This is a genomic window from Achromobacter sp. NCFB-sbj8-Ac1-l, from assembly GCF_052695805.1.
Window position 1 is genome coordinate 5,053,763 of the sequence record NZ_CP199812.1, and the last position, 22,903, is coordinate 5,076,665.

Below are 22,903 nucleotides of genomic sequence, written 5' to 3' on the forward strand. Positions count from 1 at the left end.
CTTATCAGCGGCGGCTGATCAGCAAGCCGAGCAGCAGGCCGGTCACGCCTGCGATGCCGATGGCTTGCCAGGGATTGTCATGCACGTAGTCGTCGGTGGCGCGGGCGGCCTTGCGGCCGCGCTCGAGCACCGCGTCCTGGGCTTCGTAGAGGGCTTCGCGGGTGCGCTTGAGCGAGGTCATGGCGCGTTCGCGCAGTTCGGTGGCTTTGTCGCCCGTGCTGCTGGCGGCTTCGCGCAGCAGGCTTTCAGCGTCGTTCAGGCTGGTCTTGACACTGTCGATGAGTTTTTCTTTTGCGACTTCTTCGGATTTTCTCGTGGCCATGTTTGAGCTCCTGTTGTGTGTCTATGACGAAACCATCATACCAGCCGCCCCGCGAGGAGCATGGCCGGCTTGCTACCGTGTGCTACTTGATTTGCGTAATCTCAACGGCGGACTTGACGCCGCCCTGGTCGATGTCCTGTTTCATGACCAGGTTGACCGCCGGGCAATACCAATCGGTGACGGTGGTGTTCATGCCCGGGATAGGAATGGTCAGGCCCTGGAAGGTGGCCATCGTGGGCTCGGAATTGCGCGAGTACGAAATGGGATGGCAGGACTGCTGGCCCAGCGCGGTGCTGATGGCGGTGGCACGCCCCACGCTCTTCTCGCCGATGCGCACCGTGGTGCTGGGCTGGCCGCCCACCGGCGCTTCCTTGCCGATTTTCAGACGAAACGACGAACCGGGCAGCTTCTGGCCGGGGTTCAGTTTGCCGTCATACGCGAACAGGCCCAGCATGCGCAGGTCGAACTGCCCTTCGGAGGGCTTGGGCGCTTCGCCGGCGGTGGCGTACTTGAGGAAAGTGGCCTGCCCGCCTTTGACCGTCATGAGGTAGTCGAGGTTGGACTTGCCCGGCGGCAGGCCCGCGTAGCTGAAACGGGCGACTCCCTGCACGCGGGCGCGGCAGTTATCGCCATTGCTTTTTGTAACCTCGGTGAAGGCCAGGTCGGCGCCCAGCGCGATGTTGCCCGAGCCGGTGAGCTGGACCGCGCCGCCGTCATGCATGAACTTCGCGTCGCACACGCCCGCCTGCGCCGCGCCGGCCGTGCCCAGCCCGCCAACCATCACTATCAGGGATGCCAATTTTCGCAAAGCCACAAGCCACTCCAGAAATCAGAAAACGCCCCCCGCTTTGCGCGGATGGCTGGCTTGATACTACACCGGTTGGCAAAAGCGCCGCATGACCGAACGTGTCAGGCAGGTCACGCTTTTCCCAGCCGGTCAGGCGGCAACGCGCGACGCCTCGGCCACGGCCGGCCCCTGCGCCTGGGGCGCCGGCACGCTGGCCAGGGCCGCGGGCTGGGCCCGTTCCGGATTGCCGTGGCGGCGGTGCAGGAAATCCACCACCCCGGCACGGCACGCCAGGTAGACCGGGTCATTGGCCAGCCGCACCCGGTCACGCGGCCGCGGCAAGGGCACGGGCAGGATTTCCCCGATGGTCGCTGCCGGCCCGTTGGTCAGCATGACGATGCGGTCCGACAGCAGCACGGCCTCGTCCACGTCGTGCGTGACCATGATGGTGGTGGTGCGCGTCTTTGCCACGATCTTGAGCAGCTCGTCCTGCAGATGCGCGCGGGTCAGCGCATCCAGGGCGCCGAACGGCTCGTCCATCAGCAGCACGCCGGGCTCGATCGCCAGGGCGCGGGCGATGCCCACGCGTTGCTTCATGCCGCCGGATATCTCGCGCGGCAGCTTGTTCTGGGCGGGCAGCAGCCCCACCAGGTCGAGCGCCGCGCGGGTGCGGTCAGCCAGCTGGGCGCGTTTTTCGGTGGCGCCGAAGACCCGCTCCACCGCCAGGTGCACGTTCTGGAAGCACGTCAGCCAGGGCAACAGCGAATGGTTCTGGAACACTACCGCACGGTCCGGGCCCGGTCCGGTGATCTCGCGCTCGGCGCACAGCAGCACACCGCTGGTGGGGCGGGTCAGGCCGGCGATCAGGTTCAGCAGGGTGGACTTGCCGCAGCCCGAGTGGCCGATCAGCGTGATGAATTCGCCCTGCTCCACGGTCAGGTCGATATCGCGCAGGGCCACGAAGGCACCCTTGCGGGTGGTGAAGGTCTGGCCCACGCGTTCGATGCGTACGAATTTCTTCATGGCGCTATTCCTCGGTATAGGTGAAGCGGCGGGCCAGCGCGACCAGCAGCGTTTCCAGGATCAGGCCGACGATGCCGATCACGAAAATGGCGATGACGATGTGTTCGACCTTCAGGTTGTTCCATTCGTCCCACAGCCAGAAGCCGATGCCGGTGCCGCCCGTCAGCATCTCGGCGGCCACGATCACCAGCCACGCGGTGCCGATCGACAACCGCACGCCGGTCAGCATGTAGGGCAGCACCGCCGGCAGCAGCACCTTGGTGGTGACCTTCCATTCCGACAGGTTCAGCACCCGCGCCACATTCAGGTAGTCCTGCGGCACGCGCGACACGCCGACGGCGGTGTTGATGATCATGGGCCAGATCGAACAGATGAAAATCGCCCAGATGGCCGCCGGGTTCGCGGCCTTGAACAGCAACAGGCCCAGCGGCAGCCACGCCAGCGGCGACACGGGTCGCAGCAGGCTCACGATGGGCGAAAACATGGCCCGCACCGGCGCATAGCGGCCGATGGCGAAGCCCACGGGAATGCCGATCAGCGCGGCCAGCCCGAAGCCGATGCCCACCCGCTGCAAGGACGCCAGCAAGTTCCAGCCGATGCCCTTGTCGTTCGGGCCATTGTCGTAGAACGGGTCGGCAAACAAGGCGACCGCCGCCTGCCAGGTCACCCCCGGCGTGGGAATCTCGGGAATGCGCATGGCCACCACCTGCCACACCAGCACGAAAAGCGCGAAGCCGGCCACCGGGCCGACCACGGCGCGCAGCGCGGCTTCCAGGTAGTCGCGCCCGGCGTCTGCCCAGAGCCTGGCGCGGGCGCCTGCGCCTGCCGTCGGGGCGGCCCCGGCCAAGGCGCTGCCGGCCATGGCCGCCCCCGCTGTGCCGCCCGCCAAGGCGCCCCCTTCCCTATTCGTCACGCTAGACATGGTGTTGCTCCTTATCGCAAACCGGCGCTCAGGCCTTGACCTTGAAACCGTCGGCGTAGGCCGCCGGATTGCTGCCGTCCCACACCACGCCGTCGATCAGCTTCGAACTGCGCGTCTCGCTGGCGGGCAGCGCAATGCCCGCGGCCTGGGCGGCCTGCTTGTAGATATCGATGCGGTTGACCTGGCGCGCCGTGGCCAGGTAGTCGGGATGGTCCTTGAGAAGGCCCCAGCGCTTGTGCTGGGTCAGGAACCACATGCCGTCGCTCAGGTACGGGAAGTTGGCCGCGCCATCGCCCGAGAAGCGCATCGCATGCTCGTCGTTCCACTGCTTGCCCAGGCCGTCTTCATACTGGCCCAGCATGCGGCCCACGATGGCGCTGGCGTCGGTGTTGACGTAGGACTTGGCGGCGATGGTCTCGGCGGTCTTCTGGCGGTTGGCGGGCGAGGCATCGATCCACTTGCCGGCTTCCAGGATGGCGGCGGTCACGGCGCGCGCCGTGTTGGGGTTGCGCGCCACGAAGTCGGCGCTGGTGCCCAGCACCTTTTCGGGGTGATCGGTCCAGATGGCCTGGGTGGTCACGGCCGTGAAGCCGATCTTGTCGAGGATGGCGCGGGCGCCCCACGGCTCGCCCACGCAATAGCCATCCATATTGCCCACGCGCATGTTGGCCACCATCTGCGGCGGCGGCACGGTGATGACCTTGGCGTCCTTCATCGGGTCGATGCCGTACGCGGCCAGCCAGTAATACAGCCACATCGCATGCGTGCCGGTCGGAAACGTCTGGGCGAAGGTGTATTCGCGCTTGTCGGACGCCATGACCTTGGCCAGCGATTCGCCATCGCGCGCGCCGGCCTGCAGCAGCTTGTTCGACAGCGTGATGGCCTGGCCGTTCTGGTTCAGGTTCATCAGCACGGCCATGTCCTTCTTCGCCCCGCCCACGCCCATCTGCACGCCATAGATCAGGCCGTACAGCACGTGGGCCATGTCCAGTTCGCCATTGAGCAGCTTGTCGCGCACCGCCGCCCACGACGCTTCCTTGGACGGCGTGATGGTGACGCCATGCTTCTTGTCGATGCCCAGCACCGAGGCCATGACGACCGAGGCGCAATCGGTCAGCGGAATGAAGCCGATCTTGACCTCGGGCTTCTCGGGCGCATCGCTGCCCGCCGCCCAGGCGCCGGCCCGCACCAGGGGATCGACCAACGACAAAAGGCTGGCGCCCGCCACCGCGCGCGCGGTGCCCGCCAGCCATTGGCGGCGGCCGCTGCTGGCGGGACTGGCCGAAGCGGAAGCGGCGTCGGACAGAAGGGGTTTCACAGGCGTCTTCGGTTGCGTCATACGGGGCTCCTGGCAAAAAAAAACGTCCCGCGCGCCCTGCGGGAACAACCCGTCGGCGCTGCGGAACGTCGTTGTTCCCTGCCGCGAATCGCGGCGCTTGGCGTGGGCGGGCCGCACGCGGCGCCCCCATGAACCCTTAAGCAATCGCTGTGCCAGCCTGATTGCGCCGCTGCCTGGCCCACCGCCAGCCCGCGCCGATACTGGTTTTGCGGGCGGCAGGCGGCAAATCCGCGGCCGCCACGCAACGGGCCCGGCCGCCTCCGATGGTCCATTTTGGTGCAACACACCCTGCGGCGGCGCACCATCGACGTGCGGTTTTTCGCGCCGCGACCTGCCGTTGCCCGAGCCGAGCTCGCGCCCGGCGGCCGGCATGGAACTTGCATCACTAGCCAGGCAGGCGCGCCCGACGGGCCTGCCAAATAAGTTATGGATATATGGATTCAAGAAATCAGAAGTTGTGGGGATGAAACCCCATCCCTATGATCGACTGACCTTCTGCCGGGTGCGCCCGAGGCTGCGTGATGAAGCTTTTCCCGATTTTTGCCGATCTGAAAGACCGGCCCGTGCTGGTCGTGGGCGGCGGCGCCGTGGCCGAGCGCAAGACGCTCGCCTTGCTGCAAGCCCACGCCGACGTGGCCGTCGGCGCGCCGGACCTGACCCCCGCCCTGGCGGATCTGCTGGCCCAGGGCCGCATCCGCCACCTGCCCGGCCCGTTCGACCCGGCGTGGCTCGACGGGGTGTGGCTGGTGGTTGCGGCCACCGACGACCGCAGCGTCAATGCCGCCGTGTCCGACGCCGCCCAGGCCCGCCGGATTTTCAGCAACGTGGTGGACGACCCCGAACTGTCGTCGTTCCAGGTCCCGTCCATCGTCGACCGCTCGCCGGTCATCGTCGCCATCTCGTCGTCCGGCGTGGCCCCGGTGCTGGCGCGGCGCCTGCGCGAACGCATCGAATCCCTGTTCGACCACACCCTGGGCCACCTGGCCGGGCTGGCCGAACGCTACCGCCAACGCATCCGCGCCGGCCACCCCGACCTGGGCGCGCGCCGCCGCTTCTATGACTGGCTGCTGGACGGCCCCGTAGCCGGCCTGCTGCGCCAGCAGCAGCCCGACGCGGCCGAGGCCGCCCTGGCGGCGGCGCTGGCCCAGCCGCTGGCGCCCGCCGAAGGCAGCGTGGTCCTGGTGGGCGCCGGCCCCGGCGACCCCGGCCTGTTGACACTGAAGGCGCTGCGCGCGCTGAACGAAGCCGACGTGATTCTGTACGACCGCCTGGTCAGCGATGACATCATGTCGCTGGCGCGCCGCGACGCCGAACGCGTTTCGGTGGGCAAGCTGCCCGGTGAAGACCACCACGCCACCCAGGCGCGCATTCACGCGCTGCTGGTCGAACACGCCCGCGCCGGCCGCAGGGTGGTGCGCCTGAAAGGCGGCGACGCGTTCATTTTCGGCCGGGGCGGCGAAGAACTGGAACACCTGCGCGCCCACGGCGTGCGCTACGAGGTCGTGCCCGGCATCACCGCCGCGCTGGCCTGTGCGGCCTACGCCGGCATTCCGCTGACGCACCGCGAACATGCCCAGTCGGTTCGACTGGTGACGGCGCACTGCCGCGAAGACGAAGACAACCTGGATTGGCCGGCACTGGCCCGCGAAAAACAGACCCTGGCCTTCTATATGGGAGTGGGTCAGCTCGAATTGCTGACGCAGCGCCTGATACGCCACGGCCGTGCGCCGCAGACGCCGTTCGCACTGATCGAAAACGGCAGCCGCCCCGAACAGCGGGTGCTGTCGGGTTCGTTGCAGGACTTGCCGCAACTGGCGCGCGCCCATGCCATCCGGTCCCCCGCCCTCTTGATCGTGGGCGAAGTGGCCGGACTGGCTCAGTCATTGCATTGGTTTGGCGAGCACCTGGAAGGGGCGCCGCAGCGGCTGGCGGCCTAGGGCCCCGTCCATGAAAGCGGGCCGGGGCCACGGCGAACGGGCCCCGGACAGACGGCATCAGTCCGTCTTTTGCGTGGTGCCGAAAATGCGGTCGCCCGCGTCGCCCAGGCCCGGCATGATGTAGCCGTGCTCGTTCAGGCCGTCGTCGATGGACGCCGTGTAGATATGCACATCCGGGTGCTTGGACAGCACCGCGTCGATGCCGACCGGCGCGGCCACCAGCACCAGCGCACGGATTTCCTTGCAGCCGGCGCGCTTGAGCAGGTCGATCGCGGCGACCATCGAGCCGCCGGTCGCCAGCATCGGGTCGACGATCAGGGCCAGGCGCTGGTCCAGTTCACCCACCAGGCGTTCCAGGTAGGTGTGCGCTTCCAGGGTTTCTTCGTTGCGGGCCACGCCCACCACGCTGACCTTGGCGCCGGGGATCAGGCTGAGCACGCCGTCCAGCATGCCGATGCCGGCGCGCAGGATGGGCACCACGGTGACTTTCTTGCCGGCGATCTTCTCGACCTGCACCGAGCCACACCAGCCTTCGACGGTGGCGGGCGCCAGCGGCAGGTCCTTGGACGCCTCATAAGTGAGCAGCGCGCCCACTTCCTGCGACAGTTCACGGAAGCTCTTGGTACTGAGGTCGGCGCGACGCATGATCCCGAGCTTGTGGCGGATCAGCGGATGGCGGATTTCGTGCACGGGCATGTGCGTAAATCTCCAGAATTATTGATAGACAGGGTATTTCGCCTCAGGCGCCACCGCCACGCGGTGCACGCCAGAGAATCGTAATCGGTTTAAGGGAAAAGCGGCGGATGGGCGCGCCGCGACGCGCCCATCCTGCCCGCCTTATTGTTCGGCCAGCCAGGCGATCAGCGCGTCGTCGAACGCCCGCACGGCGCCCGCCTGTTCGTGGTTGACGATGCTGACCACGACAAAGCGCTTGCCGCTGGCGCCCAGCACGTAACCGGCGATCGAGCGCACGTCGCGCAGCGATCCGGTTTTCAGGTGGGCCATGCCGGCGGTGCCGTCGCCCTTCAGGCGGCGACGCACCGTGCCATCGACGCCGGCGATTGCCAAGGACGAAATGTACTCGGGCATGACCGGCGAATTCCAGGCCACGGTCAGCATCGACGCCAGACTGTCGGCCGACACCCGGGCCTCGCGCGACAGGCCGGCGCCGTTGTCGATCACCAGTTCCGGCATGTCCAGGCCCTGCCTGGCCAAGAGGCCCTTGGCCACGGTCTCGCTGCTGGCCACCGTAGCCGGCCGGCGGCCCCGCTCGGCGCCCAGGGTCAACAGCAAGGTGCGCGCCATGACGTTGTTGCTGCGCTTGTTGATCTGGCGGATCACTTCGGCCAGGGTCGGCGAATCATGCGAAGCCAGCACCACGGCATCGCCGGGCACCACGCCCGTGCGGACCTGGCCCTTGAAGGTGCCTCCCAGCTCCTTCCAGAGCATGCGGAAGACTTCGGTGGCGTAGTCGTTCTGCGACAGCGCCAGGCGGTACAGGCTGAATTCACCGCAGGATCCGGCCACCTTGCCGCTGACGCGCAGGGTCACGCCCTGCTGGGTGATGACGGGGTCGGTCTGGACCACCGGCGCGCCGGGGCATCGCACGTCGCTCCAGTCGACCTTGCCTTCGATCTTCAGGCCGGGCAGCGGCGGGTCGATCAGGGGCACCCATTTATTGGCGGCCGGATCGGGGCTGAACAGGATGCGCACGGCGCCAAAACCCACCATCAGCGCGTCGGGGCTGGCGTTATAGGCGCGGTCGGGCGCGCCGTCGAAGGCGCCGGGGTCGGTCGCCACCTGGCCGAAGATGCTGCGGTCGATCACCAGGTCATTGATCTGCTTGACCCCGCGCAGGCGCAATTCGCGCAGCAGCGCCCACAGGTCCTGCATCAGGAATTGCGGGTCGCCGCCGGCGCGCAGGTACAGCGGACCGGGCAACACGCCGCGGGCGTCCGGCCGCGCGCCCGGCTCGGTCATGAAATCGGTGCGCCAGACGTAATTGGGCCCCAGCTCGGACAGCGCGGCCCAGGTGGTGACCAGTTTCATCACCGATGCCGGGTTGCGGGCTTCCTTGGCGTTCAGGGTCGCCAGCCGCGGGCCGCCGACCTCTTGCACCACCAGGGACAGGGCGCTGTCGGGCAGCTTGGTGGCCTTCCAGGCGTTGACCACGCTGGGCGGCAGGCCGGGCACCTGCGCGCAGGCATTGCCCGCAGCCAGGGCCAGCAACCCGCCAGCCAGCCACCGCGCCGGCCCGCTCCACCGCTTTTTCCCTGATCCTGTCATGCCCTGTCCACCTGGTTGCCTGTCCCGCGAAACCGAGAGCATACAAAACCTGCGACGGTTACGGGTGGCGGTGGGTCGATGCCCCGCGCCAAGCCGCCCCGTTCGGGACGATTCCGCGGCATCCGGGCGGCCCGGGTCGCCGACCGGCCGGTCACCGTGCCGGCCGGTCAACGGCAGGCGGCTACTGCAGTTTCCATTTGCCGCCCGCCACGGTCGCCATGACCAGTGCGCGCTCGTCCAGGCCGTTGTGGTCGGTGGCGCTCATGTTGACCACGCCAGTGGCCGTCGGCAGGTTCTTCACGTTTTCCAGCGCCTCACGCAGCGCCGCCCGGAATTCCGGCGTGCCCGGCTTGGCCGACTTGAGCGCCACGGGGATCGCCTGCTGCAACAACAAGCCCACGTCCCAGGTATAGGCGGCGAACAGGGACACGCTGCCCGGGCCGTTGGCCGCCTCGTACTTCTTGGCGAAGGCCTGCGCCGTGGCCTTGACCGGATGGCTCTCGGGCAGCAGGTCGGCCACCATCACCGGCCCCACCGGCACCCAGGCGCCATCGCAGGCCGCCCCGCACACCCGCAGGAAATCATTGTTGGCCACGCCGTGGTTGAAATAGATCTTGCCCGGGTAGCCACGCTCGCGCAGCGCCCGGGCCGGCATCGCGGCCGGCGTGCCGGACGCGCCCACCACCACCGCATCCGGGGCGGCGCCCACCAGCTTCAGGGTCTGCGCCACGGCCGAGGTGTCGGTGGGCGCGAAACTCTCGCGGCCCACGATCTCGATGCCGTGCTGCCTGGCCGCCTTTTCCACTTCCACCCAGAAGGTCTCGCCCAGGGCGTTGTTGAAGCCGATGAAGGCCAGCTTCTTGACGCCGTTGGCGGCGGCATGGCGGGCAATGCCCTCAGCCATCAGGGAATCGGAATGCGGCGTCTTGAAGACCCAGCGGCGCTTGTCGTCCACCGGGTCGATCAGACGGGCCGACGACGCCAGCGTGATCACCGGCGTGGCGCCGCTGGCCACGGTATCCAGCATGGCCATGGTGTTGGGGGTGGTGGTCGAGCCGACGATCAGGTCGACCTTGTTCTCGGAAATCAGCTTGTGCGAATTGCTGACCGCCCGGGTGGTGTCGGACGCGTCGTCCAGCACCATGTATTCCACTTTCACGCCGCCGATCTCGGTGGGCAGCAGGCTGATGGTGTTGCGTTCGGGAATGCCCAGCGAGGCCTGGGGGCCGGTGGTGGACAGGGTGGCGCCGATCTTCACCTGCGCCAGCGCGGGTGCGGCGGCCGCGACCAGCAGGGCCGCCAACGCGGCCTTCAATGTGCAACGGGGGGGCATGCGTCGTCTCCTTTGGGGTGCGGATATCGTTATGCGTCTTGCCGATCCGCTACGGCGTCAAAAGCGTTATACGACGGGAACCTCAGCCTGCGGCAGGAAAGCGCCCTTATGGAAAACCAGTGCTCCGCCGTCATCGTCCGGGGCGTGCAGGCGCAGCACTTCGCCGATCAGCACGGCGTGGTCGCCCACTTCCAGCACCTGGCGGGTGGCGCACTCGAAGCGCGCCGCGCAGGCGTCGAACACGGGAATGCCGTCCTGCCCCACGTACCAGTCCAGCCCGGCGTAACGATCGGCCACCGGCTGCGAAAATACGCGCGCCAGGTCGCGTTGCGGCGCCCCCAGCACATGGATGGCAAAGCCGCCCTGTGCCATGAAATCGGCGTAGTGCATGCTGGCGCGGCGCAGGCTCCAGAGCACCAGCGGCGGGTCCAGCGACACCGGGGCGAAGGAATTGACCGTCAGGCCGATGGGCCCCTGGGCGCCCGCGGCGGTCACGACCGTGACGCCGGTGGCATAGCGCCCCAGCGCCTGCCGCAGGCGCATCGGGCTGAGATCAAGGCTGGCGCAGGTCATGGAAGGCTCCGGCGGGTCGACGATGCAGGGCGGGCAGGACAGGACGGCGCGTGCCGGCAGGCAGGCACGCGTATTGCCGTCAGGCCGGCACGGCCGCGGAGGGGCGCACGCCCGACAGCGGCACGGCCTCGTCCATCAGGCGCTGCATCGAATCCAGCACCCGGTCCTGCGGCATCAGGCCGAAATTGTGCAGGCTCATCACATGGTCCAGGCCCATGTCCGCCAACCGCGCCAGCTTGTCGGCCACGGTGCGGGGCGAACCGAACAGCGACAGGCCGCTGGCGATGATGTCGTCGTAGACCTGCCTGCGGGCATACAGGCGCGTTTCCACATACAGGTCGAAGGCGCGGGCGGCGCGTTCGCGGGCCTCGTCGTCGGTGGCTGCCACGTGGGTATGCAGCGCCACGGCCGCCATGCCGGACGCGTCCTCGATGCCGGCTTCGGCCAGGCCGCGGCGGTAGTCCTGCATCATCAGGCCGATCTCTTCGAAGTTGTCCACCGCCGCGTAAGGCACGAACAGCATGCGGCGCCCCTGGCGGCCCACGTGGTAGGCCGCCTCGCGGCGCAGGATGGCCACATAGACGGGCACCGGCTGCTGCACCGGCTGCACGTTCAGCCGGACCTCGCGGATGGTGTTGAACTTGCCTTCGTGGCTGACCCGTTCGCCGGACAGCAGGCGCTCGACCAGCATCAGGTTTTCATCGAAGCGCTCGCGCTTGATGGCCGGGTCGACGTTGTAGCCCTCGAACTCGTGCTTCAGATAGCCCGACCCCACGCCCAGCGACAGCCTGCCTTGCGAAAGCTGGTCCACCAAGGCATAGTTTTCCGCCACCGTCAGGGGGTTGTGGAAGGTCAGGATCGAAATCGCGGTCCCCAGCCTCAGGCGCGTCGTCTGCTGCGACAGGGCCGCCAGGAACACCGCCGGATTGGGTACCGCGCCGTATTCATGAAAGTGATGCTCGGCCACCCAGAAGGTGTCGTACCCCCACTGTTCGGCCTGGCGGGCCTGCTCCAGCACCTGGCTGTACAACTGGCCCAGGCTGCGGGGCTGGTCGGGGTAATGGTCCTGTACCGAGAAGATGGACAGCTTCATGGGTTGTCTCCGTATTTGTCCGCGGCGGTGCGCTGATGTATTTTTTAGTGATACACGTATTCTAATAAGAGACGAACTGATGTCAACAGAGAGCAGCACCGGAATCCAGTCCGCCGAAATCGCCCTGGACGTCCTGACCCGGCTGGCCGAACTGGGCGGCGCCGTGTCAGTGTCGGAACTGGGCCGAAGCCTGGACATGCCGCGCGCCAAGGCGCACCGCTACCTGGTGTCGCTGGAACGGCGCGGCTACGTCGAGCAGGACCCTGCCAGCGCCCGCTACCGGCTGGGGCCCCAGGCCCTGCACACGGGCCTGGCGGCGCTGGCCGAGGTGGATTTCGTGAAGCTGGCGGCCGGTTGCCTGGAAGACCTGAGCGCCGCCATCGGCCAGACCGTCTTCATCTCCGTCTGGGGCCAGCACGGCCCCACCATCGTGCAGTGGCGCGACGCCCGCCTGCCCGTCACGGTGAACGTGCGGGTCGGCTCGGTGCTGCCGCTGCTCAACAGCGCCACCGGGCGCGTGTTCGCGGCCTGGCTGCCCGAAGCGCTGGCGCTGTCACGCGCCCTGGCGGAATGGGAGGCGGCGCAACGCCAGGGCGCCGACCCGGCGAGCCTGCTGGGCGATCCCGCCGGCCCGGACCTGCCGGCTGCCACCGTGGCGGACCCTGCCGGGGTCCTGCGGCGACGCTGGCTCGCCACCCGCGAACGCGGCTATGCCAGTGTCAGCGGCCATCTGCTGCACGGCATCGACTCGGCCGCGCTGCCGGTGCTGGACGCCCAGGGCCAACTGGCCGGGGCCATCACAGGCCTGGGCCTGCACGGCGGCTTCGACCTGTCGCCAGACGGCGCGCCGCTGCGCGCGCTGGCGGCGGCAGCGGCCGACTGCTCGCGCCGGTTGGGCTGGCGCGGCGGACGCTGAATCGGCCGTGCCCCGGCCCGGCCAGCCGCCCTTTTTCCCAGCCCCTTTACAATACCGAGTTGCCCCCGAGCCGGCCCCCGGGCCGGGCTCGTATTTTTGCCGCCCCATTGCCGGCGGCCCGGCGCCCTTGCTGCGACCCTCGCCACGCCCGCCCCCTGATACCGATATCCCGTGCACGCCCTTACCGTTTCCGACTTCGACTACGAGCTGCCCCCCGAGCTCATCGCGCAGACGCCCGCCGCCCAGCGCACGGGCAGCCGGCTGCTGCACCTGGACGGCGCCAGCCAGCTGCATGACCGCCGCTTCGCCGACCTGGAAGGGCTGCTGCGCCCCGGCGACCTGCTCGTGTTCAACGACACGCGCGTGATCAAGGCGCGCCTGGCCGGCCACAAGGCCACCGGCGGCAAGATCGAAGTCCTGGTCGAACGCATCACCGACACCGACCGCGCCCTGGCGCACGTGCGGGCCAGCAAATCGCCCGGCCCCGGCATGGTGCTGCGCCTGGCCGACGCCTTCGACGCCACCGTGCTGGGCCGCGAAGGCGAGCTGTTCGACATCCGCTTTCCCGGCCCCGTGCTGGACCTGCTGGACGCCCACGGCGCCACGCCGCTGCCGCCCTACATCACGCACGAGGCCGACGCCGGCGACGACGACCGCTACCAGACCGTCTACGCCCGCGAACCCGGCGCCGTCGCCGCCCCCACCGCCGGCCTGCACTTTGACCAGCCCACGCTCGACCGCCTGGCCGCGCTGGGCGTGGACCGCGCCTTCGTCACCCTGCACGTGGGCGCCGGCACCTTCCAGCCCGTGCGCGTGGACAACCTGGCCGACCACATCATGCACGCCGAGTGGTTCACCGTGCCGCAAGCCGCGGTGGACGCCATCGCCGCGGCCCGCGCCAAGGGCGGCCGCGTCATCGCGGTGGGCACCACCAGCGTGCGCGCCCTGGAATCCGCCGCCGCGCAGACCGAAGGCCGCACCGCCCCCGGGCTGCCACTGGCCGCGGCCCAGGGCGACACCCGCCTGTTCATCACCCCCGGCTACCAGTACCGCGTCGTCGACGCCCTGGTCACCAACTTCCACCTGCCCCAGTCGACCTTGCTGATGCTGGTGTCGGCGCTGGCCGGCGTCGAGCCGATCCGCCGCGCCTATGCCCACGCCGTGGCCCAGCGCTACCGCTTCTTCAGCTATGGCGACGCCATGTTCATCGAATCCCCTGCCCCATGACCGGACTGAATTTCGAACTGCTCGCCACCGATGGCGGCGCCCGCCGCGGCCGCATCACGCTGAACCACGGCGTGGTGGAAACGCCCATCTTCATGCCCGTGGGCACCTATGGCAGCGTCAAGGCCATGATGCCGCACGAGCTCAAGGAAATCGGCTCGCAGATCGTGCTGGGCAACACCTTCCACCTGTGGCTGCGCCCGGGCACGGAAATCATGGAAAAGCACGGCGGCCTGCATGGCTTCATGCAGTGGGACAAGCCCATCCTGACGGATTCGGGCGGCTTTCAGGTGTTCAGCCTGCAAGGCATGCGCAAGATCACCGAGGAAGGCGTCAAGTTCGCCTCGCCCATCGATGGCGCGCGCCTGTTCCTGACGCCCGAAGAATCCATGCGCATCCAGCGTTCGCTCAATTCGGACATCGTCATGGTGTTCGACGAGTGCACGCCGTATGAAATCGACGGCCGGCCCGCCACCGTCGAAGAGGCCGCCCGGTCCATGCGCATGTCGCTGCGCTGGGCGCGCCGTTCGCGCGAGGAATTCGACCGCCTGGAAAACCCGAACGCGCTGTTCGGCATCGTCCAGGGCGGCATGTACGAGGCGCTGCGCGACGAGTCCCTGGCCGGCCTGCAGGACATCGGCTTTCATGGCTACGCCATCGGCGGCCTGTCGGTGGGCGAGCCCAAGGAAGACATGATGCGCATCCTGGCGCATGTCACGCCCAAGCTGCCGGCCCAGGCGCCGCGCTACCTGATGGGCGTGGGCACGCCGGAAGACCTGGTCGAGGGCGTGAGCCGCGGCGTGGACATGTTCGACTGCGTCATGCCGACCCGCAACGCGCGCAACGGCTGGCTGTTCACCCGCTTTGGCGACGTCAAGATCCGCAACGCCAAGTACCGCGACGACACCCGCCCGCTTGACCCCAGCTGCGAATGCCACACCTGCGCGCACTTTTCGCGCGCCTACCTGCACCACCTGCAACGTGCCAACGAAATCACCGGCGCGCGCCTGAACACCCTGCACAACCTGCACTTCTACCTGACCATCATGAAGGAAATGCGGGAAGCCATCGCCGAAGGCCGCTTCGACGCCTGGCGCGCCCAATTTGCCGCCGATCGGGCGCGCGGGGTGGAATAGGGCCGCCGGCGCAGGTCGGCGACCCTAGTGAAAACCACGAGGCCATGGGGGCTTTTTATTTGGCGATCCGCCCCCATCACTGCGCACAGGCCGTGACAGGTAGCCGGGAATAACCTCGCTACAATAGTCGGCTTGCCCTATCCATGGCTCGCGCGGGGATGGGCGCAGAACAAGATCGACGACAGCTCGATACAAACAAACCCAAACAGACTATACGCAGGAGAATTACATGTCCGCTATCGATACCGCCAGCCTCGTCGTGGCCCAGGCAGCCCCCGAAGGCAACGCGCTGATGGGCATGCTGCCCATCATCCTGATGTTCGTGATCCTCTACTTCCTGATGATCCGTCCCCAGATGAAGCGCCAGAAGGAACACCGCAATCTGATCGCCGCCCTCGCCAAGGGCGACGAAGTCGTCACCGCCGGCGGCATGCTGGGCAAGGTCACCAAGGTGAACGACAGCTACGTCACCGTCGAAGTGTCCGAACTGGCCGACAAGCCGGTCGAGATCATCATGCAGAAGTCGTCGGTCTCGACCGTTCTGCCCAAGGGAACCATCAAGGCCCTGTAAGCGTCCCATAGGAGCGCCGCCGGGCCCCAGGGTTCGGCGGCGCCGCTCCGCCGCCCGCCGCGCCCGTCGCCCGGGCGGCCCTTTCATCACTCTTACATGAAGTAGCCGGCAATGAACCGCTATCCCCTCTGGAAGTACATTACGGTCCTGATTGCGGTCTTTATTGGCCTGCTCTATACGCTTCCCAATTTCTACGGCGAGTCCCCCGCCGTCCAGGTTTCCAGCGCCAAGGCCACCATCAAGGTGGATACGGCCATGCTGAGCCGGGTCGAGCAGGTACTGGCCGATGCCAAGATCCCCAACGAAGGGGTGTACTACGAACAGAACGGCACGCTCGGCACCGTGCGCGCCCGCTTCACGTCGACCGACCTGCAACTGCAGGCGCGCGACCTGATCGACAAGTCCCTCAATACCATCCCGGGCGACCCCCACTACACCGTGGCGCTGAACCTGTTGCCCGCGTCGCCCACCTGGATGCGCGCGATGGGCTGGTTCGCCCCCAAGCCCATGTACCTGGGCCTGGACCTGCGCGGCGGCGTGCACTTCCTGCTGCAAGTGGACATGCAGGGCGCCCTGACCGCCCGCTACGATTCCCTGGCCGCCGACGTGCGCTCGGTGCTGCGCGACCAGAAGGTCAACGTGGCCGGCGTCGAACGCTCGGGCATGGGCGTGGCCGCCACCTTCGCCAACTCGCAGGACCGCGACCGCGCCATCTCGACGCTGCGCACCCGCCTGCCTGACCTGGAATTCACCGAAAGCGAAGAAAACGGCAAGCTGCTGCTGCTCGGCGCGCTGAACCCGGCCGCGGTCACCCGCGTGCAGGACTCGGCCCTGAAGCAGAACATCAACACGCTGCACAACCGGATCAACGAACTGGGCGTGGCCGAACCGGTCATCCAGCAACAGGGTTCGGACCGCATCGTGGTGCAGCTGCCCGGCGTGCAGGACGTGGCCAAGGCCAAGGAACTGCTGGGCCGCACCGCCACGCTGGAAATCCGCATGGTCGACGACTCCCCCGCCGCGCAAGCCGCGCTGCTGGGCGGCTCGGTGCCCTTCGGCCTGGAACGCTATTCCGACCGTGACGGTCGCCCCATCCTGGTACGCCGCCAGGTCATCCTGACCGGTGAAAACCTGCAGGATGCCCAGCCCGGCCGCGACTCGCAGACCCAGCAGGCCGCCGTGCACCTGACGCTCGATTCCAAGGGCGCCCGCATCTTCCGCGACGTCACCCGCGACAACATCAACAAGCGCATGGCCATCCTGCTGTTCGAGAACGGCAAGGGCGAAGTCGTGACGGCCCCGGTCATCCGCAGCGAAATCGCCGGCGGCCAGGTGCAGATCTCGGGCAGCATGAGCTCGGAAGAAGCCGCCGACACCGCCCTGCTGCTGCGCGCCGGCGCGCTGGCCGCACCGATGTCGATCATCGAAGAACGCACCATCGGCCCGAGCCTGGGCGCCGACAACATCTCGAAGGGCTTCCATTCGACGCTGTACGGCTTCCTGGCCATCGCCGTCTTCATCATCCTCTACTACCACCTGTTCGGCGTGTTCTCCACCGTCGGCCTGACCCTGAACGTGCTGCTGCTGCTGGCCCTGCTCTCGATGCTGCAGGCCACGCTGACGCTGCCGGGCATCGCGGCTATCGCGCTGACACTGGGCATGGCCATCGACTCGAACGTGCTGATCAACGAGCGGATACGGGAAGAACTGCGCGCCGGGGCGTCGCCACAACAGGCGATCCACCAAGGGTTCGAACGCGCGTGGGGCACCATTCTCGACTCCAACCTCACCACGCTGATTGTCGGCCTGGCCCTGCTGGCATTCGGTTCCGGTCCCATCCGCGGCTTCGCGGTGGTGCATTGCCTGGGCATCCTGACCTCGATGTTCTCGTCCGTCGTGGGCGTGCGCGCGCTGGCCAACCTCTGGTATGGCCGCAAGAAGAAGCTCACGTCGATTTCCATCGGCGAAGTCTGGAAGCCGAAGACCAACTGAACATGAGTGCGGGCGGCCACGCCGCCCGCCACCGACAAGCCAGGGCAAAAAATGGAATTTTTCCGGATTCACCGCACCATCCCGTTCATGCGCCACGCGCTGGTGCTGAACATCATCAGCCTCGTCACCTTCGTGGCGGCGGTCTTCTTCATTCTCACGCGCGGCTTTCACCTGTCGATCGAATTCACCGGCGGCACGGTCATGGAAGTCAACTACGCCCAGACGGCGCAGCTTGAAAACGTACGCGGCGTGGTCTCCAAGCTGGGCTACACCGACTTCCAGGTGCAGAACTTCGGCACCTCGCACGACGTCATGATCCGCCTGCCCCTGCAGGAAGGCCAGACGTCCGCCACCCAGAGCGAAACCGTCATGGCCGCCCTGAAGACCGCGGACCAGGGCGTGGAATTGCGCCGGGTCGAGTTCGTGGGCCCGCAGGTGGGCCAGGAACTGCTGCACAACGGCCTGATGGCGCTGCTGGTCGTGGTCATCGGCATCATGGTGTACCTGGGCTTTCGCTTCGAATGGAAGTTCGCCGTCGCCGGCGTGATCGCCAACCTGCACGACGTGGTGATCATCCTGGGCTTCTTCGCCTTTTTCCAGTGGGAATTCTCGCTGTCGGTGCTGGCGGGCGTGCTGGCGGTGCTGGGCTACTCGGTGAACGAATCCGTGGTCATCATGGACCGGATCCGCGAGAACTTCCGCAAGTACCGCAAGGCGGACGTGCACGAGGTCATCAACAGCGCCATCACGCAGACCATCTCGCGCACCATCATCACCCACGGCTCGACCCAGATGATGGTGCTGGCCATGCTGTTCTTCGGCGGCCCCACCCTGCACTACTTCGCCATGGCCCTGACCATCGGCATCTGGTTCGGCATCTACTCGTCGGTGTTCGTCGCCGCCGCGCTGGCCATGTGGATGGGCGTCAAGCGCGAAGACCTGGTCAAGCCGGTCAAGAAAGAAGGCGAAGAAGGCGAAACCGCCTGATCTTTCGCCCTCGCCAGAAAAACCCGTCGCATTGCGGCGGGTTTTTTTATTTCACCACGACTGACGTAGCCGGGATGATGCAGAGAATGCCCCCTGATGACACGAGGGAAAGGACATTCCTACGCACCCACCGGTGTTCCCTTCTGCGCTTCGTCGAGCAGCCATTGACCAAAGGCTTGTATTGGCGCTCTGCTCAATCCGATGGGCTCGGGGAGGATGAGGCAGAAGGTCTTGGAAGTGGTTTTCCCCTCTGGCCAGGGGGCGACCAGGTTTCCCCGCGCCAGTTCGGTTTCAACGTAGAGGCGCGGCACTAGCGCAACACCGAGGCCGGCCAATGCGGCTTCTATCAACATTCCGTGAAGATCGTAGCGTGCACCCATTGCAGGATGGGTCAACGGGATTCCCGTCTCCTGGGAGTAGTGTTGCCACGCTTCAGGATTCTGTCGTCGGTGCAGGCGCGGTAATTCGTCCAGTGCGACGGATCGTTCGTGCCCTGCCAGCAGTCCAGGATGGCAAACCGGAACCAGCACTTCATGCAAAAGGGGGTGAGTTCGCATGCCCGCCCAAGCTGGATGCTCGAAATGGATTGCGGCATCGAATCCGCTCCCAGCCAGGACGAAGGGGTCCATGCGCTCGGCCAAATGCACAGTGATGTTCGGGTGCTTTTGCTGGAATCGTGCCAAGCGAGGGATGAGCCATCGCATCGCGAAAGTCGGGATGGTGGCGATGTCCAGGCTCGCGCCGTCGTTCGGCTGCCCCATCAGGTACTGACTGTCCCGATCCAGGCGGTCAAGCGATTCGCGAACTTGGGCCGCGTAGCGCTCCCCGTTGGGCAGGAGTCGGACACGATTGCCGACACGCTCGAACAGCGTGACGCCGAGGAAGGCTTCCAGCCGACCGATCTGGCGACTGATGGCTCCTTCAGTCAGAGACAGTTCCTCTGCCGCGCGCGCGAAGCTGCCATGGCGCGCAGCTGCCTCGAATGCCGTCAGTGCCGTGCTGCTGGGGATCTTCTTTCGCATGAACATTCCTGGTTGGACGCGAGCGTTCGGTTTAGCTTGATTTTTTATCACTGAAGAATACCGAAAAATCGCTTTATCCACTAAATACCAAGCCCTACCATGATCAAACATCAACCAATAGGACCGAACGCGCGAGCGTTTCGGTGATGAGTGATCCCATGATCTATACCGTCGAGTGCAGCTATGCCGACCCAGCCAGCGAAGCAGCGTGGAATGATTTCTACAGCCAGGACAAACTGCCCGCGCTCATTTCAGTAAGCGGGTTCCATACCTCGCAGCGATTCAAGGCGTTGAACGCTGGTTGCCCCGTCTACCTTGCCATGCATTCGATCGACGGCCTGGCTGTCCTGCAGGGCGATGAGTACCGCCAGAGGGGCGGCGGCAACTTCGCACGCTGGCAGCAGAACATTACCGATTGGCACCGAAATCTCTACGGCGGCCTTGAACGTGCGCCTGCCATCGGCGAAGGCGACCATCTCATGGTGAGCGCAGTCGGCCCCGAGCCACTCATCGAAATGGGACTCACGCCTGCGCAGATCCGGGCCGTCGCATTGGAGAAGTGTCCTGAAAACAGGTGGCTGGCGAAGCTGGATAGCTCCATCAGTCTTGGTGCAGATACCCTTCCAAAGGGCGTGCACCGCTATGCCCCGATGACCGCGCAGTTGACGAATGGCAGGGGCGCAGTGCCGCAAACGCAAGGGCAAATCCGACATGCCTAACCTGACGATCTCCATCCAGGCGGAAATGATGCCGCGCGAAGCGAATCTGGCGGAGCTCACTGAAGAATGCACTCGGCTTTGCACGGACGTCCTCCAGGCAGCGTTGGACAACGTGCATGTCATCTATGTCTGCGCTCGCCAAGGACGCGGGCATCCTGCTTATGTGGAAATCAGGTACCGCCTGGAGCCATTCAGAACGCCCTCGGTCATGAACGCCTTCACGGCGGGATTGGATGAGGCCGTGACGCGCCATACCGGACTCACGGCGCGCATCCGTTGCTTCGGCTATTCGCCCCCCGCCATCTATGCGCGGAACTGACGACGCGCAAGGAGTGCCGCAATGAACGACATGAAATTTCCAAGCCAGCAGATCGGCGAGTTTTCGATTACCGCCATCAGTGACGGATACCTTTGCGCAAGTCTGGATCTTCTCTCCAACATCGATCCTGCGCAGGCGTCCAGGTTGCAGCAGGACGCCGGCGTGAGCGCCCCCTCCTCGATCCACATCAACTGTTACCTGGTCCGTGGAATGGGCCGCACGATCCTCATCGATGCGGGGGCGGGCGGTTTCAAGCAGTGGGGCGGCAAGCTAAAGGCGAATCTCGCGCTTGCTGGCGTGCAACCCGCTGACATTGACACCATTCTTCTGACCCATGCACATCCCGACCATGTTGGGGGGCTGCTTGACTCGTCAGGGCAAGCAGCCTTTCCCGATGCAGAGTTGGTCGTCCACCAGCGTGAGGTTTCTTTCTGGGAGGACGATGGCAATCTCGGTCGAGCGAGTGAGCGTGCGCGTGGCAACTTTCTGTTTGCTCGGAAGGTGTTCGATCGGTATCGGGAGAAGACACGCACGTTTACCGCTAGCGACGTGCTCCCTGGCATTCGTGCGGTGCCCCTTCTGGGGCACACCGCAGGACACTCCGGGTATCGCCTCGATTCCAATGGTCGCAGCCTGCTGGTCTGGGGGGATATCGTTCATTTCCCCCACATCCAGATTGCTCGTCCCGACGTCTCCATCGCGTTCGACCAAGATCCGCTTCTTTCCGCCGAAACACGGTCAAAGATGTTGGATTTTGTCAGCTCGGACAAGATCCTCGTCGCCGGCATGCACCTTGGCGAACTCGGATTCGGGCACATCAAGCGCAAAGGTACGCGCTACGAGATTTTCTATGAGGCTTAGCAGCCGGTAGAGATCTTCTGGACCAGCCAGCAGTGGGAAATGAGATCAATGATCCCACGGCGCTGGCTGCCAGCGATCAAACAGAAAGTATGCCTTTCGTCATCTACATCTTCACGCTATGCGCGTTCGCCCTCGGCTTTACCGAGTTCGTCACGATCGGCCTGGTGTCCACCATTTCCGCGGATCTGCATGCCAGCGTCAGCCAGGTCGGCACGGCGGTCACGGCCTGTGCGCTGGGCGCAGTGATTGGTGCGCCGGGTCTGACCGCACTGGCGACCCGCTGGCCGCGCAAGCGGCTACTGCTGGTGGCAATGGGGCTGTTCACGCTGGGCAACGCAGTCGTCAGCCTGTCCGACGCACTGACGCCCATGCTGATGGCACGTTTCGCCTCGGGCCTGGGCCATGGGGTATTTCTCGCCGTAGCCTCCAGCGTGGCAACCCAACTGGCGGGGCGGCATCGGCGCCGTCGTTGCCGTGGATGGTGCTGATGACGGGCCTGCTGGGTTCGCTGCTGGGCGGCGTCAGTCTGGAAATGACGGGCCTGGCCAATACCGCCTGGGTCGGTGCGATGGCCGTGGGACTGGGAATCGCCTGGCTGCTCTGACAGACGCAGCGTCCCGGGTTCCTGGGCGCAGGACTTCATGGGTAGGTGAATGAGGGGGCCTGACCGGAACAGAAGTCATGCCGAACGTCGGTACGCTGAATGTCTTGTACGATCTTGGCTTGAATGATGCGACCGCGCTAACCGCCAAGGCAGACTTCCCCCGCCCCGCTGCAGAGGTATGGATGCGCCGGGATTCGATACCATAGGCGTCCATGAAACCCGTCATTGATCATCTTGTCGTCGCTGCCGCCGACCTGGCCAGCGGCACGCGCTACGTGGCCGACCTGCTGGGCATCACGCCCACGGGCGGCGGAGCGCATCCGCGCATGGGCACCCATAACCGGGTGCTGGGCATGGCCGACGGCGTATACCTGGAAGTGATCGCCATTGATCCGGACGCACCCGCGCCCGAGCGGCCCCGCTGGTTTGGGCTGGACCAGCCTGCCATGCGCGCACGCCTGGCCGAAGGCCCCTTCCTGGCGCACTGGGCCGCGCGCATCCAGGCGCCCGATGACCTGACCGATTGGCAAGCTCGTCATCCGGACCGCCTCGCGCCCGCCATTGCCATGACGCGCGGCGACCTGCGTTGGCGGCTCACAGTGCCTGACGACGGCAGCCTGCCGGCCTGGCGCGAAAACGGCCTGGCCGCCGGCGACGGCCTTCTGCCCACCCTGATCCAATGGGACGTGAATGCCTATCCCGGCGTCAGCCTGCCGCGCCAGCCGCTCACGCTGCGATCGCTTACCGGCACTCATCCGCACGCAGCGCTGCTGCGCCAAGGGCTGGCGTGGCTGGGCGCGGATCATCTGATCACGGTCGAGCAGGCCGACGGTCCGCCGCGCCTTGCCGCCACGATCGACACGGCCCTGGGTACGAAAACCCTGACCTGAACACGACCGAAGCTACGGCCTGACGCCGCCACGGCCCGATTGAACGG

General features: G+C 66.4%; 23 protein-coding genes. 12 read left to right on the forward strand and 11 right to left on the reverse strand.

What is annotated here, in order from left to right:
• Positions 1 to 4: 4 nt before the first annotated feature.
• The 5 genes from ACUDP5_RS23195 to ACUDP5_RS23215 all read right to left on the reverse strand — a co-directional run bounded on the left by ACUDP5_RS23195 (position 5) and on the right by ACUDP5_RS23215 (position 4,393).
• Complete coding sequence (locus tag ACUDP5_RS23195; RefSeq protein ID WP_025137331.1) at positions 5 to 322, reverse strand: DUF883 family protein; 318 nt, start codon at positions 320 to 322, stop codon at positions 5 to 7.
• An 82-nt stretch (positions 323 to 404) separates the two neighbouring features.
• Entirely contained in the window at positions 405 to 1,103 is a 699-nt protein-coding gene (locus ACUDP5_RS23200; RefSeq protein ID WP_263911605.1) for a hypothetical protein, read from the reverse strand.
• 156 nt (positions 1,104 to 1,259) lie between these two features.
• On the reverse strand, positions 1,260 to 2,132 hold the full coding sequence (locus ACUDP5_RS23205) for an ABC transporter ATP-binding protein (protein WP_263911328.1): 873 nt from the start codon (positions 2,130 to 2,132) through the stop codon (positions 1,260 to 1,262).
• A 4-nt stretch (positions 2,133 to 2,136) separates the two neighbouring features.
• Positions 2,137 to 2,994 (reverse strand): nitrate ABC transporter permease, encoded by an 858-nt coding sequence (gene ntrB / locus ACUDP5_RS23210; RefSeq protein ID WP_445659206.1) that lies wholly within the window; start codon positions 2,992 to 2,994, stop codon positions 2,137 to 2,139.
• Positions 2,995 to 3,082: 88 nt separating this feature from the next.
• Positions 3,083 to 4,393, reverse strand: a complete 1,311-nt coding sequence (locus ACUDP5_RS23215; protein ID WP_445657300.1) for a CmpA/NrtA family ABC transporter substrate-binding protein — start codon at positions 4,391 to 4,393, stop codon at positions 3,083 to 3,085.
• 521 nt (positions 4,394 to 4,914) lie between these two features.
• Between ACUDP5_RS23215 and cysG the strand changes: the two genes are divergently transcribed.
• Positions 4,915 to 6,330, forward strand: coding sequence for a siroheme synthase CysG (gene cysG, locus ACUDP5_RS23220; protein ID WP_445657301.1), 1,416 nt, complete (start codon positions 4,915 to 4,917; stop codon positions 6,328 to 6,330).
• A 57-nt stretch (positions 6,331 to 6,387) separates the two neighbouring features.
• On the opposite strand, the gene upp is transcribed toward cysG, so the two are convergent.
• The 5 genes from upp to ACUDP5_RS23245 form a co-directional block, all read right to left on the reverse strand.
• A complete protein-coding gene (upp, locus tag ACUDP5_RS23225; RefSeq protein WP_175194101.1) occupies positions 6,388 to 7,026 on the reverse strand; it encodes a uracil phosphoribosyltransferase in 639 nt (212 codons plus the stop codon).
• A gap of 141 nt (positions 7,027 to 7,167) precedes the next feature.
• On the reverse strand, positions 7,168 to 8,616 hold the full coding sequence (dacB, locus tag ACUDP5_RS23230; protein ID WP_263911323.1) for a D-alanyl-D-alanine carboxypeptidase/D-alanyl-D-alanine endopeptidase: 1,449 nt from the start codon (positions 8,614 to 8,616) through the stop codon (positions 7,168 to 7,170).
• A 181-nt stretch (positions 8,617 to 8,797) separates the two neighbouring features.
• Positions 8,798 to 9,949: an ABC transporter substrate-binding protein gene (locus ACUDP5_RS23235; protein WP_445657302.1), complete on the reverse strand. Its 1,152-nt coding sequence runs from the start codon at positions 9,947 to 9,949 to the stop codon at positions 8,798 to 8,800.
• 66 nt (positions 9,950 to 10,015) lie between these two features.
• Positions 10,016 to 10,522 (reverse strand): flavin reductase family protein, encoded by a 507-nt coding sequence (locus tag ACUDP5_RS23240; RefSeq protein ID WP_445657303.1) that lies wholly within the window; start codon positions 10,520 to 10,522, stop codon positions 10,016 to 10,018.
• A 79-nt stretch (positions 10,523 to 10,601) separates the two neighbouring features.
• Complete coding sequence (locus ACUDP5_RS23245) at positions 10,602 to 11,615, reverse strand: LLM class flavin-dependent oxidoreductase (protein ID WP_263911317.1); 1,014 nt, start codon at positions 11,613 to 11,615, stop codon at positions 10,602 to 10,604.
• Between the two features lie 79 nt (positions 11,616 to 11,694).
• On the opposite strand from ACUDP5_RS23245, the gene ACUDP5_RS23250 reads away from it, so the two are divergent.
• From ACUDP5_RS23250 to secF, 6 genes are all read left to right on the forward strand, one after another.
• A complete protein-coding gene (locus tag ACUDP5_RS23250; RefSeq protein WP_445657304.1) occupies positions 11,695 to 12,531 on the forward strand; it encodes an IclR family transcriptional regulator in 837 nt (278 codons plus the stop codon).
• Between the two features lie 171 nt (positions 12,532 to 12,702).
• The gene (gene queA / locus ACUDP5_RS23255; RefSeq protein WP_263911315.1) at positions 12,703 to 13,758 is read left to right on the forward strand and encodes a tRNA preQ1(34) S-adenosylmethionine ribosyltransferase-isomerase QueA; all 1,056 of its coding nucleotides are present in this window, start codon (positions 12,703 to 12,705) and stop codon (positions 13,756 to 13,758) included.
• Positions 13,755 to 14,891 (forward strand): tRNA guanosine(34) transglycosylase Tgt, encoded by a 1,137-nt coding sequence (gene tgt, locus ACUDP5_RS23260; RefSeq protein ID WP_025137318.1) that lies wholly within the window; start codon positions 13,755 to 13,757, stop codon positions 14,889 to 14,891. Before queA ends, tgt begins: the two co-directional genes overlap by 4 nt.
• Before the next feature lie 229 nt (positions 14,892 to 15,120).
• The gene (gene yajC / locus ACUDP5_RS23265; protein WP_006390891.1) at positions 15,121 to 15,462 is read left to right on the forward strand and encodes a preprotein translocase subunit YajC; all 342 of its coding nucleotides are present in this window, start codon (positions 15,121 to 15,123) and stop codon (positions 15,460 to 15,462) included.
• 111 nt (positions 15,463 to 15,573) lie between these two features.
• On the forward strand, positions 15,574 to 17,454 hold the full coding sequence (secD, locus tag ACUDP5_RS23270; protein WP_263911313.1) for a protein translocase subunit SecD: 1,881 nt from the start codon (positions 15,574 to 15,576) through the stop codon (positions 17,452 to 17,454).
• A 51-nt stretch (positions 17,455 to 17,505) separates the two neighbouring features.
• The gene (gene secF, locus ACUDP5_RS23275; RefSeq protein WP_445657305.1) at positions 17,506 to 18,441 is read left to right on the forward strand and encodes a protein translocase subunit SecF; all 936 of its coding nucleotides are present in this window, start codon (positions 17,506 to 17,508) and stop codon (positions 18,439 to 18,441) included.
• Between the two features lie 119 nt (positions 18,442 to 18,560).
• On the opposite strand, the gene ACUDP5_RS23280 is transcribed toward secF, so the two are convergent.
• Positions 18,561 to 19,463 carry a LysR substrate-binding domain-containing protein gene (locus ACUDP5_RS23280; RefSeq protein ID WP_445657306.1) on the reverse strand — a complete coding sequence of 301 codons (903 nt, stop codon included), beginning with the start codon at positions 19,461 to 19,463 and terminating at the stop codon, positions 18,561 to 18,563.
• 158 nt (positions 19,464 to 19,621) lie between these two features.
• Between ACUDP5_RS23280 and ACUDP5_RS23285 the strand changes: the two genes are divergently transcribed.
• The 5 genes from ACUDP5_RS23285 (at position 19,622) to ACUDP5_RS23305 (ending at position 22,856) form a co-directional block, all read left to right on the forward strand.
• Complete coding sequence (locus ACUDP5_RS23285; protein WP_445657307.1) at positions 19,622 to 20,182, forward strand: sugar ABC transporter; 561 nt, start codon at positions 19,622 to 19,624, stop codon at positions 20,180 to 20,182.
• The gene (locus ACUDP5_RS23290) at positions 20,175 to 20,501 is read left to right on the forward strand and encodes a hypothetical protein (RefSeq protein ID WP_445657308.1); all 327 of its coding nucleotides are present in this window, start codon (positions 20,175 to 20,177) and stop codon (positions 20,499 to 20,501) included. The genes ACUDP5_RS23285 and ACUDP5_RS23290 overlap by 8 nt, the downstream gene beginning before the upstream one ends.
• Positions 20,502 to 20,522: 21 nt before the next feature.
• Positions 20,523 to 21,362: an MBL fold metallo-hydrolase gene (locus ACUDP5_RS23295; RefSeq protein WP_263911305.1), complete on the forward strand. Its 840-nt coding sequence runs from the start codon at positions 20,523 to 20,525 to the stop codon at positions 21,360 to 21,362.
• Between the two features lie 89 nt (positions 21,363 to 21,451).
• Entirely contained in the window at positions 21,452 to 21,850 is a 399-nt protein-coding gene (locus ACUDP5_RS23300; protein WP_445657309.1) for an MFS transporter, read from the forward strand.
• Positions 21,851 to 22,178: 328 nt separating this feature from the next.
• Positions 22,179 to 22,856: a VOC family protein gene (locus ACUDP5_RS23305; RefSeq protein WP_263911301.1), complete on the forward strand. Its 678-nt coding sequence runs from the start codon at positions 22,179 to 22,181 to the stop codon at positions 22,854 to 22,856.
• The last annotated feature ends 47 nt before the right edge of the window (positions 22,857 to 22,903 follow it).